Consider the following 14,692-nt stretch of genomic DNA (forward strand, 5'->3'; position numbering starts at 1 on the left):
CATGGCGGCACGAAGCGAAGCGGAGTGCCGTCATGAGCAACGAAAGTAGTCCGCGTCGGCCGCCGGTGCGGGTGGGCGCACTCGCTGCGGCGCTCACCGCCGCGCTTGCGTTGCTGTGCTGCACGGGCGGTGCCGGTGCCTTCTTCCTGACTGAACTGGGCGGCGAGTCCGCCGAGCAGATCGACCCGGTCAGCATGGAGTGCACCGGGGACTTCGAGGTCGACGTCACCGGCAAGATGCCCCGGTTCTCCGACTACGGGGAACGGCAGATGCGCAACGCCGCAGTGATCATCAAGGTCGGCCAGGAGATGAAGGTGCCGGCCCGGGGCTGGGTGGTCGCCGTGGCGACCGCGATGCAGGAGTCCCGGCTGCTCAACCTGGCCAACCGCACCGTGGCCGAGTCGCACGACATCCCCAACGAAGGCATCGGCGCCGACCACGACTCGGTCGGTCTGTTCCAGCAGCGCGCCTCGTGGGGGTCGGTCCGGCAGCGGATGAACCCGGCGTACGCGTCCCGCAAGTTCTACGAGAAGCTCGTGGACGTACCCGACTGGGAGAAGCTGCCGCTGACCGTGGCCGCTCAGCGGGTCCAGATCAGCGCCTTCCCCGATGCGTATGCCAAGCATGAGGAACTTGCCTCGCGCATCGTCGACGCGCTCGCCGGTGGTGCCGCCCGGACGGCCCTGATCGCCGGTCAGCAGGTGTGCGACGCGGCCGCGTCGGGCGACATCGCCGCCTCCGGCTGGACCGCGCCCATCCCGGGTGGCGTGGGCTCCGGGTTCCGGACGGCCAGCCGCCCCGGGCACAACGGGGTGGACATCGCCGCGCCGAAGGGCACCCTGATCAGAGTCGCGGCCACCGGCCGGGTCATCGTCTCCCGGTGCGACCCGGACTGGCGCGGACGACTGAGCTGCAACGTGGACGGTTGGCCGGGCAAGGGTGGCTGCGGCTGGTTCGTGGACGTGCTGCACGCCCAGGGTGTCATCACCCGTTACTGTCACCTGGTCAGTCGTCCCCGCGTCCAGGTGGGGGACACCGTGCAGGCCGGCGAGGTGATCGGTGAGGTGGGTAGCAGCGGCAACTCCTCCGGGCCGCACCTGCACTTCGAGGTGCACGTCGACGGCGATCGCAGCAGCCGGGGTGCCGTCGACCCGGTGCCCTTCATGCGCGCCAAGGGCGCTCCGCTGAAGGGCGCGGGGTGAGACACCCGCCATCATGACCGGACCACTTCCCGACCCCTTCGCCGACCAGCCGGACTGGGCGCCACGACCACCCCGCCCGATCGAGATCGTGCCCGCCACCGGCCGCGTCGAGCTTCGCGGACAACGCGTCCTGGTCGGGCTGCCCGGCCTCGGATGGCGCACCGACCTGCGGGCCGACGAGCGGGTGGTGCAGAACAGTCGCACCTACGTGCCGGTCATCCCGGAGCACGAGTGGTATCGCGCCGAGTCCGACCAGGTGGAGGTCTTCGCACCACTGGTACCGGTCGAGCGGGTCTGGGTCGAGACGGTGGGCTCGCGTACCGCCCCCGCCGAGGAAGGCGGCCTGCGGCTCGTCTCGCTGGACGCTCCTGCGCACCGGTCCCCCACCCCGGTCTTCGAGGCCGACGCGGTCACCGGCCGACGCGTCGTACACATGGTCGACGCCGTCGAGCACCGCGACCTGCGCGCGGTCACCGAAACCTACTCCGGTGCCGAAGGCGACATCTGCGTACGCGTCGCGCCCGAGTTGGAGTGGTACCGCTGGGCCTGGCGCGGCCAGTCCCCGACCACACTGGAGGTACCCGTACACCTGCTATGGGTCGAATAATGCTAGCTGTCCCGCATCCCGGAGCAAACCCGCCATTCCTCATCCAGTTGCGTGGTGAAGATCCATGGCTGCCGGTCGTATTGGCGGATGTCATCGATTCGAGCAGAGAATAGAAGCTCGACTCGCACCTGCGCCCGATCGCCATCCCGCTGCGCCGAGACACTCCCCCATGTGATTGACATAGTCGTTCCGAACTGCTGCTCCCGGGCTTCTAGATCACTCCTCAGCTGGCTGAGCTGTTCGAGGTCCGTGTTGCCCTCGCAGGTGAAAAGATCTGCCCGCGCTTGGTTCTCGTCAATCAGGAACGCGCGCAAGTAACTGTCCACTACCACCGTTGGCGTACCCCGGTCGGGGGTGGTGGCGCGGTCGTACATGACGAAGCCGGTGATACCGCCCGCCAGGCAGAGCGTCGCCACCGCCCCGGTGATCACCATCAGTACCTTCCGCAGTCGCCGCCGTGGCTGGGGTGGCGCCGGCGCGGTCGAGGGCGGCGCCAGATCCTCCTCCGGCGGGGTCCGTTGCGCCGGTACGCGGGAGACCTGGGAACCGGCGGGGGGCGGCACTGATTCCACCCCCTGAGGCTATCGGCTGGACGCTGTGGACCCAATGCCCCAGATTCAGCAGATCGTGACGGACCACTCCCGACCGGTGAGATCCACGACAACACCGGCGCCCTGGCGCCGCGCATCCCCGAGAAGGGGCCGCGACTGGGATACCGTCGTCTCTGCCCGGGACCTGGTGCCGACCTCGGGCGGAGGAGGTGGACGCGGTGGGCGGTCCGAAGGCACGGACGCTCCGTGCCGCCGCGCTGCACCGCCGAGCTGCCGCGACGGTCACAGCGGCGGCAGCCGTCCTCGACGAGACCCGTCCCGCTCCTGCGGACCAGCGTCGCCAGTATGCACTCGCCGAACGGCTGCGCGGCGCCGCGCTGATCCTCGCGCCCGGCTGGGCCGGTGCCGAGCTGGACGCGGTCGCGCCGACCTGTCCCGCCGGGGAGGGTCCACCGCCCTTCGTCCGGGTGGGCACCGCCGCGCCGCTGGACGACGCCCGCTTCCCCGCGCTGGTCCCGCTGGTCGGCACCGGGCATCTGGCCGTCGACGTCGACGCGCACGATCCTCGGGTGGCCGGGCTGCTGCGGGCCGTACTGCTGCGACTGGTGGCGGCGACACCGGCGGGGGCGCTGCTGGTGCGGGCGGTGGACGCGACGGGTGGGGTGCTCGGGCCGTTCGGGGCACTCGGCGACGCCGGGGTGCTCCCGCCGCCGGCCACGGACGTCGACGGACTGCGGGCGGTGTTGACCGAGGCGGAACGGTGGGTGACGCCGGGGGCCTCGGGTACCCGCCGGCACGACCGGTCGATGTTGCTGCTGGTCGCCGCCCTGCCGGACGGCACCGAGGCGACCGACCTGGCACGGATCGAAGCGCTCGCCGAGCAGGGCCCGACCGCCGGGCTGCATCTGGTGGTCGCCGGGTGGCCGACGGGCGGATCGGATCCGCTGCCCCGGGCCACCGCGCTCTCCGTCCGGACCGCGTACGCACTGTTGGGCGACCCGCCCGGGGCGCCCTTCGCCAGCGCGGGCACCGGCTCGCCGGGTGGGTTGAACTCGCCGGTGTTCGTCGAGCCGGATCCACCGACCGAGCTGGTCGACACCGTCTGCCGCCGACTCGCCGCCCAGATCGAGGCCGGTACCCGGCTGTCGCTGTCGGGCCTGCTGCCGCCGGAAGGCGACGAGTTGTGGCAGGCGGAGGCGACCGACGGGCTGAGCACCACGGTCGGCGACGCGGGTGGGCGTCCGGTGCCCCTCGGCTTCACTGAGTTGACGCCGCACTGGCTGGTCAGCGGCCGCTCCCGGGGTTGTCGCGCCACGTTCCTGACCACGGCGCTGCTCGGTCTCGCCGCCCGGTACGGCCCGGAGGAGCTGGAGCTGTATCTGGTCGACCTCGGTGCGGGCGAGTCCTTCGCGGAGTTCCTGCAGACCGAGCGGGACCGGTCCTGGGTGCCGCAGGTACGGGCCGCGGCGATGGCCGCCGACCGCGAGTACGTGCTGGACCTGCTGGAGCAGTTGACGGCGGAGGTGCAACGGCGGTCCGAGGCGGCGACCCGCGCGGGTGGGCAACGTTTCGCCGAGCTGCGGCGACACCGACGGCTGCCCCGGGTGGTCTGCGTGGTGGAGAACCTACCGCTGCTCTTCGCCGAGCGGGACCGGTTGGCCGCCGACGTGGTGGCCCGGCTGGACGCGCTGACCAGGACGGGCCGTGCGTACGGGGTGCATCTGGTGCTGGCCGGTGAGGGCGATCTGGGGTTGGGCGTACGCGACGGTGGGCAGCGGGATTCGCTGCTCGGCCAGTTCCCGGTGCGGGTGGCGCTGCCGGGCGGCGGGCCGGTGCTGGAGCCGACCAACGATTCGGCGGCCGGGCTGCCGGTGGGCAGTGCGGTGGTGAACACGGCCGGGGGGCTCGGTGGTCCGCGTGGCGCGATCCGGGGACACGAGCGGATGGTCCGGTTCCCCGATCCGCAGGACGAGCCGGACGTCGTGGAGGGTCTGCGGCACCGTCTCTGGCAGGCGCGTCCGGAGGGCAGCGTCCCGCCGGTGGTCTTCGCCGGGTACGCGTACCCCTCGTTGCGCAACGATCCGCGCCACCGCTCGGCCGAGTCCGGGCAGACGTTGGCGCCGGCGGCGCTGCTCGGGCGAGCGGTGGACGTGGCACGGAGCACGGTGATGGTGCCGCTCGGCCCGGCCGCCGGGCGCAACCTGGCCGTCCTCGGGCCGCGACCGGAGGCGACCCGGCTGCTGGCCACGGCCGCCCGGAGCACGGCGGCGCACCACCCGCCGGGAACGGCACGCTTCGTGATCGCCGTACCGGATTCCGAGTCGCGGTCGTCGGCCGACGACCTGGCGCGGGAGTTGGCGCACCGGCATCCGGTGGAGACGGTGGACCTGGCCGGGTTGCTCGCGGTCGTCGACGCCGGGCAGCCCGCCTACCTGGTGGTGTTCGGGCTGGACGTGGCGCCGCCGGAGCAGTTGCCACCGGATCGGCTGCGGATGCTGCTGCGGGAGGGCCCACCGGCGGGGCAGCATCTGCTCGGTTGGTGGCGCACGGTGCCGTCGTTCGCGGCGCTGCTGGGGCCGGAGGAGACGGTCGACAAGCTGACCGCGGTGGCGGTCGCGGGTGTGCCGGGGGCGCAGCTCACGCCGGTGTTCGGTCGGCCGGTGGAGTGGCGGCCCCGGCCCGGGCGGGTGGTCCTCTGGGACGGCCCGGCCGAGCGTGGGCTGGTGCTGGTGCCGTACGACGTGCCGGATGACGTGGACGGGGAGGCGGCGTGACGGGAAGCGGATCGTCGACCACGACCGCCGGGCCGGTCCGACAGCGGACCGGTGGGACGTTGCCGTCCGGGGATCCGGTGGCGGCGGCGTGGACCGACTATCTGGCCGCGACCCGTCAGCTCGACGGGGTACGCCGGGACGCGGCGACCGCCGCGAGCGAGCAGGCGCGGACGGTCCAGGCCGCCCGCGAGGAGTTGACGGCGGTGCGTACCCGGTTGGCGCCGCAGGAGGCCCGGCTGCGGGAGTTGGGCGTACCGCCGATGTCGCTGGTGCCCGCGCCGCCGGAGCTGACCGAGGCGACCCGCGCGATGACCGGTGGGTCGGGGACGGTGCTGGCTGCCTTGCGGGAGGCGAAGCGCTGGGCGCACGGCGCGGACGACGTCCTGGCGGCCCGAGGGCTGCCCGGGGCGGCCCACTGGTCGGCCCGACCGCGCAACCTGCTGCTGTACGGGCCGTTGGGGCTGCTGGTGCCGCTGTTCCAGATCGTGGCGTACCTGGTCGCCGACAGCGACGCGGTGGCGGTGCTGGCGCTGCTGGTCGGCCTGCCAGCACCGGCGGTGGCGTTCGGCGCGGGCTGGCTCGCGGTAGGGCGGCTCTTCCCGCCTCGACCGGGTGAGCGGGTGGACCGGACACCTCGGTTCGGCGCGCTGGTCTGCCTGGTCCCGGCGGTGCTGGTCACGGCCGGGATCGTCCTGGCAATGCTGGCCGCCTGAGCGGCCCGGGCCGGGCTCCGGCAGCGCCGGTGCCCGGCCGGTCCCCGTGCCGGGGAGGTCCCGAGCCGCTCAGCGCGGGATGATCAGGGCCATCGCCTCGGCGCGGGACTTGGCGTCCCGTTGCAGGGTGCCGCGGACCGCCGAGGTGATCGTCTTGGCACCCGACTTCTGGATGCCGCGCATGGCCATGCACATGTGCTCGCACTCCAGCACGACCACCACACCCCGTGGCGCCAACCGCTCCATCAGCAGGTCGGCGATCTGGGAGGTGAGCCGCTCCTGCACCTGCGGACGCCGCGCGAAGACCTCGACCAGCCGGGCCAGTTTGGACAGGCCGGTGATCCGGCCGTCGGGCCCGGGGATGTAGCCGATGTGCGCGCTGCCCCGGAACGGCAGCAGATGGTGCTCGCAGAGGCTCATCACGTCGATGTCCCGGACCAGGACGAGTTCCTCGTGGTTGGCCTCGAAGGTGGTGGTGAGCACCGTGGCCGGGTCGACCCGCAGGCCGGCGAAGAGCTCGGCGTACGCGCGGGCCACCCGGGCCGGGGTCTGCTGGAGGCCGTCGCGGTCCGGGTTCTCGCCGACCGCGATCAGGATCTCGCGGACCGCCTTCTCGATCCGGCCGAGGTCCATGGTGTCCTCGACCGGGCGGCCGGTGAGCCGGCCGTTGACCAGCCGGGCGGCGATGTAGTCGAGATCGTCGAGGTCATCGATGTCGGGCTCGGTTGCCGAGGCGGCCGATCCCCGTGGCTGGGGACCGGCCGCCGTGTCGTCGGTGCTCAGTGCGGGCCGTCCGAGTTGTTCGAGCTGACGCCACCGACCGTGGTGGCCTGGGCGCCGTCGGCCTCGGCCTGCACCTTGAGTGCGTCCTTCTCGGCCGGGGTGAGCACGGGCGGCTCGGTGGAGGGCTGCCGCTTGCCGAAGCCGTTGTACGGCGCCATCGGCGGACGCTTCACCACCCGGGCACAGATCCGGGCCATGTCGGCGGTGGAGAGGGTCTCCTTCTCCATCAGCTCGAGCACGATGTTGTCCAGGACGTCCCGGTACTCGACCAGGATCTCCCAGGCCTCGTCGTGGGCCAGTTCGATCAGCGCCCGCATCTCGCCGTCGATCTCGGCGGCGACGGAGTCGGAATAGTCCCGCTCGTGGCCCATGTTGCGGCCGAGGAACGGCTCGTCCCCGCTGGTGCCGTACTTGATCGCACCGAGCTTGGAGCTCATGCCGTACTGCGTGATCATCGCGCGGGCCAGTGCGGTGGCCTTCTCGATGTCGTTGCCGGCACCGGTGGTGGGCTCGTGGAAGACGAGTTCCTCGGCGGCCCGGCCGCCCAGCGCGTACGCCAGGGTGTCGATCATCTCGGCCCGGGTCTGGGTGTACTTGTCCTCGGTGGGCAGCACCAGGGTGTGTCCCAGCGAGCGACCGCGCGACAGGATCGTCACCTTGTGCACCGGCGCGGCGTGCGGCAGTGCCCAGGCGACCAGCGCGTGACCACCCTCGTGGTACGCGGTGATCTTCTTCTCCTGGTCGCCCATCACCCGGGTCCGGCGCTGCGGGCCGGCGATCACCCGGTCGATCGACTCCTCCAGCGACTCGTTGCTGATCGCCCGCTGGTCCTTGCGGGCGGTCAGCAGGGCCGCCTCGTTGATCACGTTGGCCAGGTCGGCGCCGCTGAAGCCCGGCGTCCGCTTGGCCACCGAGTCGAGGTCGACGTCGGGCGTGAACGGCTTGCCCTTGGCGTGCACCCGCAGGATGGCCTTGCGGCCCTCCATGTCGGGGGCGTCGACCGGGATCTGCCGGTCGAACCGGCCCGGGCGTAGCAGCGCGGGGTCGAGGATGTCCGGCCGGTTGGTGGCGGCGATCAGGATGACGCCGCCCTTGACGTCGAAGCCGTCCATCTCGACGAGGAGCTGGTTCAGGGTCTGCTCGCGCTCGTCGTGCCCGCCGCCCATACCGGCGCCACGGTGGCGACCTACGGCGTCGATCTCGTCGACGAAGACGATCGCGGGAGCGTTGGCCTTGGCCTGCTCGAACAGGTCGCGGACCCGGCTGGCGCCGACACCGACGAACATCTCGACGAAGTCGGATCCGGAGATCGAGTAGAACGGCACCCCCGCCTCACCGGCGACCGCCCGGGCGAGCAGCGTCTTACCGGTTCCGGGCGGCCCGAAGAGGAGTACGCCCTTCGGGATCTTGGCGCCGAGCGCCTGGTACTTCGCCGGGTTCTGCAGGAAGTCCTTGATCTCGTGCAGCTCCTCGACGGCCTCCTCGGAGCCCGCGACGTCCGCGAAGGTCGTCTTCGGGGTGTCCTTGGTGATCATCTTCGCCTTGGACTTGCCGAAGTTGAGCACCCGGGAGCCGCCGCCCTGCATCTGCGACATGAAGAACAGCAGCAGAAGCACCAGCAGCACGATGGGGAGCAGGTTGACCAGCAGGCTGACCCAGATGCTGTCGGAGGACACCTCCGTGTCGGCCGGCCCGGTGACCCGGTTGTTCGCCTTGGCGTCGAGGACCTGGTTCCAGACCTCGTTGCCGACCTCGTACGGGAACTGGGCCTCGATCAGCTTGGTCTTCGTCTCGCCGAACTCGGCCTCTTCGGCCAGGTTCAGCTGGATCGTCTGTTCCTTGTCCTGGAAGACGACCTTCTCGATGCCGCCCTTGTTGAGCTGGTCGAGCGCGACTGAGGTGTCCACGCGGTGGTAGCTGGGCCCACCGGTGAACAACTGACTGAGCACGACGGCGCCGAGGATGACCAGGATGACCCAGAACACCGGTCGGCGGAAGAAACGCGTACGTTCCATGCTGTTGTCGAGCGCCGAGACGCCCGCATCCTCCTGATCGACGTCCTGACCGACTGTGGGTGTCGCCGCTTGGGCGGCTGCCGGAGCCGCCGTGCGGGCCGGCCTCGACCCCGGGGCACGAATTGTCGCGCCACGGTCATTCGACGGTACACCGTACGAGACGGATCTGAGCTGGCGAGCCCAGCACTTACGCGTACGGCGAACCGGATGTCGACCGGCGTGACGGAGAGCGGATCCCACCGTCACCGGACTCCACGGTAGCCCGACCAGCTGAAAGTCGGCTGAACGTCGGCCGGACCGGCGGCACCGGACTCGGCTGCCGCGCCGATCGGGCCGGGGTCAGGAGCGGGCGTACACCTCCGGCTTGAGCACGCCGACGTACGGCAGCTCGCGATAGCGCTCGCCGAAGTCCAGGCCGTACCCGACGACGAACTCGGTCGGGATGTCGAAGCCGACGTACTTCACCGGCACCGTCACCTTGACCGCGTCGGGCTTGCGGAACAGCGCGACCACCTCGACGCTCGCCGCGGACCGGGACTCCAGGTAGCGCAGCAGCCAGGAGAGGGTCAGCCCGGAGTCGACGATGTCCTCCACGACCACGACGTGCCGGCCGGCGATGTCCCGGTCGAGGTCCTTGAGGATCCGGACCACTCCGGAGGAGGTGGTGCCCTGGCCGTAGGAGGAGATGGCCATGAAGTCCAGCTCGGCGGGGGGTCCCTGGCGGCCCAGCGCCCGGGCGAAGTCGGCCATGAACATGACCGCGCCCTTGAGTACGCAGACGAGCAGCAGCCCGTCGGTGACGTGGGCGTAGTCCGCGGAGACCTGCTTGGCCAGTTCCGCGGTCTTCTCGCGGATCTGCGCCTCCGAGATGATCACGTGGTCGATGTCGGCGTCGTACCAGGAGCCGTCAGCCATGGCCCTAGCCTGCCGTACGCCCCGGGTTCGTCGTCGGCGGGGCCGCCTCTTTCGGGCGACCCCGGCCCGGATTTTTGGGACGAAGAGCACTAATCAGTTCAGGACGGGTAGGACCGCCAGCGATGACCGCCGTCGGACGGCTTCCAGTCGGCCGAGTCCCGGCTGTCCGCGGTCAGCCCGGCGGCCGAGAGCAGGGCGAGGAGCAGGAAGAACACGAGGAAGAACAGGAGTCCCATGGCGACGCTCGCTTTCATCTGATTTCTGGTGATCTCGCCGCCGGTGCACCGGGCTTGACACCAGTCTCCGCGCCTCGCCACCCGCCGGACAGTGGCAGGAATGCCATTCACCCTCGATTTTCCGCCACCCCTCGGGTTACCCTCGTCACATGCTCCGCTCGGTCGCAGTACTCACCCTGGACGGCGTCGCCCCGTTCGAAGTCGGCGTGCTCGCCGAGGTCTTCGGCACCGACCGCACCGCCGACGGCCTGCCCGGCTACCGGTTCGACCTGTGCAGCCCGCAGGGAGCCCCGGTGCGTACCACCGCAGGTTTCGGCCTGGTGCCCACCGCCGACCTGGGCCCGATCGAGCAGGCCGACCTGGTGGCCGTGCCGGCGCACCACGGCACCGAAGCGCCCGCCGAGGTGCGCGAGGCGCTGCGGCGGGCCGCCGACCGGGGGGCACACCTGTTCAGCGTCTGCACCGGGGCGTACCTGCTGGGCGAGGCCGGGCTGCTCGACGGCCGGGAATGCACCACGCACTGGCGGCACGTCGACGAGTTGCAGCGCCGCCACCCGAGTGCCCGGGTCCGCTGCAACTCGCTCTATGTGCAGGACGGCCGGCTGCTCACCAGCGCCGGCACCGCCGCCGGCATCGACGCCTGCCTGCACCTGGTACGCCAGGAGCACGGCTCGGCCGTCGCCACCCGGCTGGCCCGACGGATGGTGGTGCCGCCGCACCGCGACGGCGGCCAGTCGCAGTACGTCGAGGCGCCGATTCCGAAGGCACCGGAGGCCCCCACCCTGGAGCCGGTGCTGGAGTGGCTGATGGAGCGACTCGACCAGCAGCTCACCGTCGACGATCTGGCCGCCCGCGCGGGCATGGCGCCCCGGACGTTCGCCCGCCGGTTCCGGGCGGAGACCGGCACCACCCCACACGACTGGCTGACCGGCCAGCGGGTGCTGCTGGCCCGGAGGCTGCTGGAGGACACCGCACTGTCGGTGGAGGTGGTCGCCGAGCGGGCCGGCTTCGGGGACGCCGCCGCGCTGCGGCACCACTTCACCCGCCGGGTCGGCGCCACCCCGCACGCGTACCGCACCACGTTCCGCGACCGAGTTCCGGCGGGCTGACCCCGCTACTAGAAGCCGCCGGCCGCACCGTCGACCCGGGACTCCGAGCCGACGACGTAACCGCCGTCGGGACGCCGCCAGATCGCCTGGCCGTACCCGAAGACGGCCGGCTCGTCCGCGACGCTGACCCGGTGACCCCGGGCGCGCAGGTCGGCGACGAGTTCGGCGCCGCCCGGCCCGGCTGCCAGGTGCTCCTCCACCAGCACCGCCCGGCCGGCGTGCCAGTACCAGCGCGGGGCGTCCAGCGCCGCCTGCGGGTCGAGACCGGCGTCCACGGTCGACGAGATCAACTGCACGTGTCCCTGGGGCTGCATGTGTCCGCCCATCACCCCGAACGGCCCGACCGGCGCGCCCTCGCGGGTCAGGAACCCGGGGATGATGGTGTGGTAGGGCCGCTTCGCCGGGCCCACCACGTTCGGGTGGTCGGCGTCGAGGCGGAAGCCGAGACCCCGATTCTGCAGGGCGAAGCCGTGTCCGGGCAGCACCACGTGCGAGCCGAAGGCCAGATAGGTGGACTGGATCAGGCTCACCATCATCCCGTCGGCGTCGGCCGCGCAGAGGTACACCGTGCCGCCGCGTTCCGGGACTCCGGCGACCGGATCGGCGGCGTTCGCGCTGATCGAGGACCGGCGCGACGCCAGGTGCTCGGGGGTGAGCAGCGCCTGGACCGGCAGCCGCATCCGGTCGGCGTCGGTGACGTGGGCGTGCGCGTCGGCGAAGCCGAGCTTGACCGCCTCGATCTGCCGGTGCCGCCACGACGCATCGGCCGGGTCGAGCCCGTCGAGGATGCCCAGGGCGATCAGGGCGGCCACACCCTGCCCGTTCGGCGGCAGCTCCCACACCTCGTGGTCCCGGTAGCCGACCGGCACCGGGTCGACCCAGGTGGAGGCGTGAGCCGCCAGGTCGTCGCCGGTGAGCAGCCCACCGGTCCGGGCGGCGTGGTCGGCCAGGGCCGCCGCGATCCGGCCCCGATAGAACTCCTCGGCCCCACTCTGCGCGATCAGTCGCAGGGTCCGCGCGGCGTCCGGGTTGCGCCAGCGTTCGCCGGGTCGGGGCGCCCGCCCGTCCGTCGCGAAGACCCGGGCGAACTCGGCGTACTCCCCGCCGGTGCGGCCGGCGTGTCCGGCGACCGCTCGGGCCCAGGTCTCGGCGGTACCGGTGGAGACCGGGTGGCCGTGCTCGGCGTACCCGATCGCGTCGGTGAACAGGTCGGCGAAGGGCAGCGAACCGAAGCGGTCGTGCAGGTCGCGCCAGCCCGCCGGTACGCCCGGCACGGTCACCGGCAGCCAGCCACGGGCCGGCATCGCCGGTCCCCGGGCCTGCGCCCCGCCCAGCGCGTCGGCGGGGTCGGCACCCCGGCCGTCCGTGGCGGCCAGGACCAGGTCCCGGGTCAGCGCGGCCGGTGACCGGCCGGAGGCGTTCAGCCCGTGCAGCCGGTGGCCGTCCCAGACGATGGCGAACAGGTCACCGCCGATGTCGTTCGATGGCGGCTGCACCACGGTCAGCGTGGTCGCGGTGGCCAGGGCGGCGTCGACCGCGTTGCCGCCCCGGCGCAGCACGGCCAGCCCGGCCGCCGTGGCCAGCGGATGACTGGTGGCGACCGCGCCGTGCGGGGCGAACAGCGGCCTGCGGGGGTACGTCACGTGTCGACCTCGTCGTCGTCCGTCGGGAGCGCGGCGGGCCGGTCCGCCGGCAGCAGGCGGTCGCGGTGCCGGCGGACCCGCAACCCACCCGGCAGGTACGCCGCGCCCTGTCCCCGCCAGTCGGTGACCAGCGTGTTCAGCGCGGCGACGTGCCGGTGCGACAGTGCGGCCGGTGCGGCGCCCAGTTCCTGCGCCCAGGCGCGCAGCACCCGACCCCGCAGCGCGGGAGCGAGGTCGGCCAGCGCCTTGACAGCCAGTCCACCGTCGGGGTGCCGGGCGGCGGTCAGCGCCTCGACGGCCAGCCCGTCCAGCACCGCGTTGTCCGCCGCGACCAGCCGGGCGGTACGGGCCAGGTTGTCCACCACCGCCGGGCCGAGCGCCTCGACCAACGCGGGCAGCACGTCGGCCCGTACCCGCGACCGGGCGTACGCCGGGTCGGTGTTGTGCGGGTCCTCCCACGGGGTCAGGCCCAGCGCCGTGCACGCCGCCCGGGTCTGCTCCCGAGCGGTCTCCAACAGCGGCCGGAGCAGCGACACCCCGGCCAGTTCCCGGTACGCCGGCATCCCGGCCAGCCCACGGGGGCCGGCACCTCGGGCCAGCGCGAGCAGGACCGTCTCCGCCTGGTCGTCCCGGGTGTGCCCGGTGAGCACCGCCGCCGCCCCGTACCGACCGGCGACCTCGGTCAACGCCTGGTAGCGGGCCTGGCGGGCGGCGGCCTCGGGGCCACCGGGTCGGCCGGCGACCTCCACCCGGACCACCTCCACCGGCGCCAGCCCGCTCTGCCGCGCCCAGTCCGCGACCGCCTCGGCGCGCTCGGCGGATCCGGGCTGCAGCCCGTGGTCGACGGTGACCAGCCCGGCGGCCCGTCCCGACCGGGGTGCCACGAACGCGGCGGCGGCGGCCAGGGCGAGCGAGTCGGCTCCGCCGGAGCAGGCCACCAGCACCGGTCCGGACGCCGTCAGGTCGGCCAGCGCGCGACGGACCGCGACCCGGATCGCGGCGACCGACGGGGCGAGTGGCGCCATGCTCAGTCGGCGGGGGGCTTCGGCCCGACGGGACCGTGCACCCGGGCCACCCAGGCGTCCGGTTCGCTCAGCTCGGAGAGGCGGGGCAGCGTCAGCGGGGACTCGAAGATCCGGTTGAAGCCGGTCATCCCCACCCGGTCCACCACCGCGTGGACGAACTTGCGGCCCTCCGCGTACTGCCGCAGCTTGACGTCGAGGCCGATCAGGCGGCGGACCGCCTTCTCCACCGGGTTGCCGGCCTCCCGACGCCGGTCGAATCCGGCTCGAATCCGCTCGACACTCGGGATGACCTGCGGCCCGACGCCGTCCATCACGAACTCGGCGTGCCCTTCCAGCAGCGTCATCAGCGCGGTCAGCCGGTCCAGCACGGCGCGCTGCCCCGGGGTCTGCACGATGTCCAGCACGCTGGCCCGGCTCTCCGGGTTGCGGACCACGTCGGCGAGCGTGCCCACGCCCCGGCGCAGCCGCTCGACCAGGTGCTCGCCACCCTGCGACGCGTCCACGAAGGCCTGCACCTCACCCAGGAAGTACCCCCGCATCCACGGCACCGCGGTGAACTGCGTCCGGTGGGTCACCTCGTGCAGGCACACCCAGAGCCGGAAGTCCCGTGGCTCGGCGCCCAGCTTCCGCTCCACCTCGACGATGTTCGGCGCGACGAGCAGGAGCTGACCCGGGTCGGCGGAGAAGACCTCGTACTGACCGAGAACCCGGCCGGACAGGTACGCCAGCACCGTTCCCGCCTGGACTCCGGTGACCCGCGACCCGATCGCCTCGGTGAACGCGCCCGGCTGCTTGTCCTCGGCGAGCCGGCCGACCAGCGGGGTGATCACCTCGCGCAGGCCGGCGATGTTGGTCGCCGCCCAGTCCCGCCGGTCGACCACCCGCACCGGCGGATGGGCCACCTGCGACGTCAACCCGGTGTAGTCGGCGACGTGCCCGGCCGCCTCGTCGGTCAACCGGCGCAGCTCGGTGACCACCTCGGTGGCCTCGGCGTACGACACCCGGGGGCCCGACTTGCCCAGCGCCCCCGCAGTAGCGGCGGCCAGATCCCAGTCCACGAACTGCGCCATGCCACCCACCGTACCCGCGCCGCGACACCCGTCCCCGGATCGCGCCCGG

General features: G+C 72.6%; 13 protein-coding genes. 5 read left to right on the top strand and 8 right to left on the bottom strand.

Annotation, left to right across the window (positions count from 1 at the left end; all coding sequences use genetic code 11):
• The first annotated feature begins 32 nt into the window (after window positions 1-32).
• Together ABT008_RS23925 and ABT008_RS23930 are read left to right on the top strand one after the other, a co-directional pair.
• On the top strand, window positions 33-1,202 hold the full coding sequence (locus ABT008_RS23925) for a M23 family metallopeptidase (protein ID WP_350698605.1): 1,170 nt from the start codon (window positions 33-35) through the stop codon (window positions 1,200-1,202).
• A gap of 13 nt (window positions 1,203-1,215) precedes the next feature.
• Window positions 1,216-1,809, top strand: a complete 594-nt coding sequence (locus ABT008_RS23930) for a hypothetical protein (RefSeq protein WP_350698607.1) — start codon at window positions 1,216-1,218, stop codon at window positions 1,807-1,809.
• A gap of 2 nt (window positions 1,810-1,811) precedes the next feature.
• On the opposite strand, the gene ABT008_RS23935 is transcribed toward ABT008_RS23930, so the two are convergent.
• Complete coding sequence (locus ABT008_RS23935) at window positions 1,812-2,381, bottom strand: hypothetical protein (protein ID WP_502890495.1); 570 nt, start codon at window positions 2,379-2,381, stop codon at window positions 1,812-1,814.
• Window positions 2,382-2,569: 188 nt separating this feature from the next.
• Between ABT008_RS23935 and ABT008_RS23940 the strand changes: the two genes are divergently transcribed.
• Window positions 2,570-5,134, top strand: coding sequence for an FtsK/SpoIIIE domain-containing protein (locus ABT008_RS23940; protein ID WP_350698610.1), 2,565 nt, complete (start codon window positions 2,570-2,572; stop codon window positions 5,132-5,134).
• Window positions 5,131-5,847 (top strand): hypothetical protein, encoded by a 717-nt coding sequence (locus ABT008_RS23945; RefSeq protein WP_350698612.1) that lies wholly within the window; start codon window positions 5,131-5,133, stop codon window positions 5,845-5,847. The genes ABT008_RS23940 and ABT008_RS23945 overlap by 4 nt, the downstream gene beginning before the upstream one ends.
• A gap of 69 nt (window positions 5,848-5,916) precedes the next feature.
• On the opposite strand, the gene folE is transcribed toward ABT008_RS23945, so the two are convergent.
• The 4 genes from folE to ABT008_RS23965 form a co-directional block, all read right to left on the bottom strand.
• A complete protein-coding gene (gene folE / locus ABT008_RS23950) occupies window positions 5,917-6,534 on the bottom strand; it encodes a GTP cyclohydrolase I FolE (RefSeq protein WP_117227356.1) in 618 nt (205 codons plus the stop codon).
• Between the two features lie 92 nt (window positions 6,535-6,626).
• Window positions 6,627-8,645, bottom strand: coding sequence for an ATP-dependent zinc metalloprotease FtsH (gene ftsH / locus ABT008_RS23955; RefSeq protein ID WP_350698614.1), 2,019 nt, complete (start codon window positions 8,643-8,645; stop codon window positions 6,627-6,629).
• A gap of 339 nt (window positions 8,646-8,984) precedes the next feature.
• The gene (hpt, locus tag ABT008_RS23960; RefSeq protein WP_013736289.1) at window positions 8,985-9,560 is read right to left on the bottom strand and encodes a hypoxanthine phosphoribosyltransferase; all 576 of its coding nucleotides are present in this window, start codon (window positions 9,558-9,560) and stop codon (window positions 8,985-8,987) included.
• A gap of 98 nt (window positions 9,561-9,658) precedes the next feature.
• Window positions 9,659-9,796 (bottom strand): hypothetical protein, encoded by a 138-nt coding sequence (locus ABT008_RS23965; protein ID WP_350698616.1) that lies wholly within the window; start codon window positions 9,794-9,796, stop codon window positions 9,659-9,661.
• Between the two features lie 149 nt (window positions 9,797-9,945).
• Between ABT008_RS23965 and ABT008_RS23970 the strand changes: the two genes are divergently transcribed.
• Window positions 9,946-10,905: a GlxA family transcriptional regulator gene (locus ABT008_RS23970; protein ID WP_350698617.1), complete on the top strand. Its 960-nt coding sequence runs from the start codon at window positions 9,946-9,948 to the stop codon at window positions 10,903-10,905.
• An 8-nt stretch (window positions 10,906-10,913) separates the two neighbouring features.
• Here ABT008_RS23970 and ABT008_RS23975 read toward each other — a convergent pair whose 3' ends face one another.
• From ABT008_RS23975 to ABT008_RS23985, 3 genes are read right to left on the bottom strand one after another with little or no spacing between them, the layout of a single operon-like run.
• On the bottom strand, window positions 10,914-12,548 hold the full coding sequence (locus ABT008_RS23975) for a gamma-glutamyltransferase family protein (protein WP_350698619.1): 1,635 nt from the start codon (window positions 12,546-12,548) through the stop codon (window positions 10,914-10,916).
• Window positions 12,545-13,573 carry a tRNA lysidine(34) synthetase TilS gene (gene tilS, locus ABT008_RS23980; protein WP_350698620.1) on the bottom strand — a complete coding sequence of 343 codons (1,029 nt, stop codon included), beginning with the start codon at window positions 13,571-13,573 and terminating at the stop codon, window positions 12,545-12,547. Before tilS ends, ABT008_RS23975 begins: the two co-directional genes overlap by 4 nt.
• Window positions 13,574-13,575: 2 nt before the next feature.
• Window positions 13,576-14,643, bottom strand: a complete 1,068-nt coding sequence (locus ABT008_RS23985; RefSeq protein ID WP_350698621.1) for an Rv3626c family coenzyme F420 biosynthesis-associated protein — start codon at window positions 14,641-14,643, stop codon at window positions 13,576-13,578.
• Between the last annotated feature and the right edge of the window lie 49 nt (window positions 14,644-14,692).

The organism is Micromonospora sp. NPDC002389, assembly GCF_040296095.1.
Classification (GTDB): domain Bacteria; phylum Actinomycetota; class Actinomycetes; order Mycobacteriales; family Micromonosporaceae; genus Micromonospora.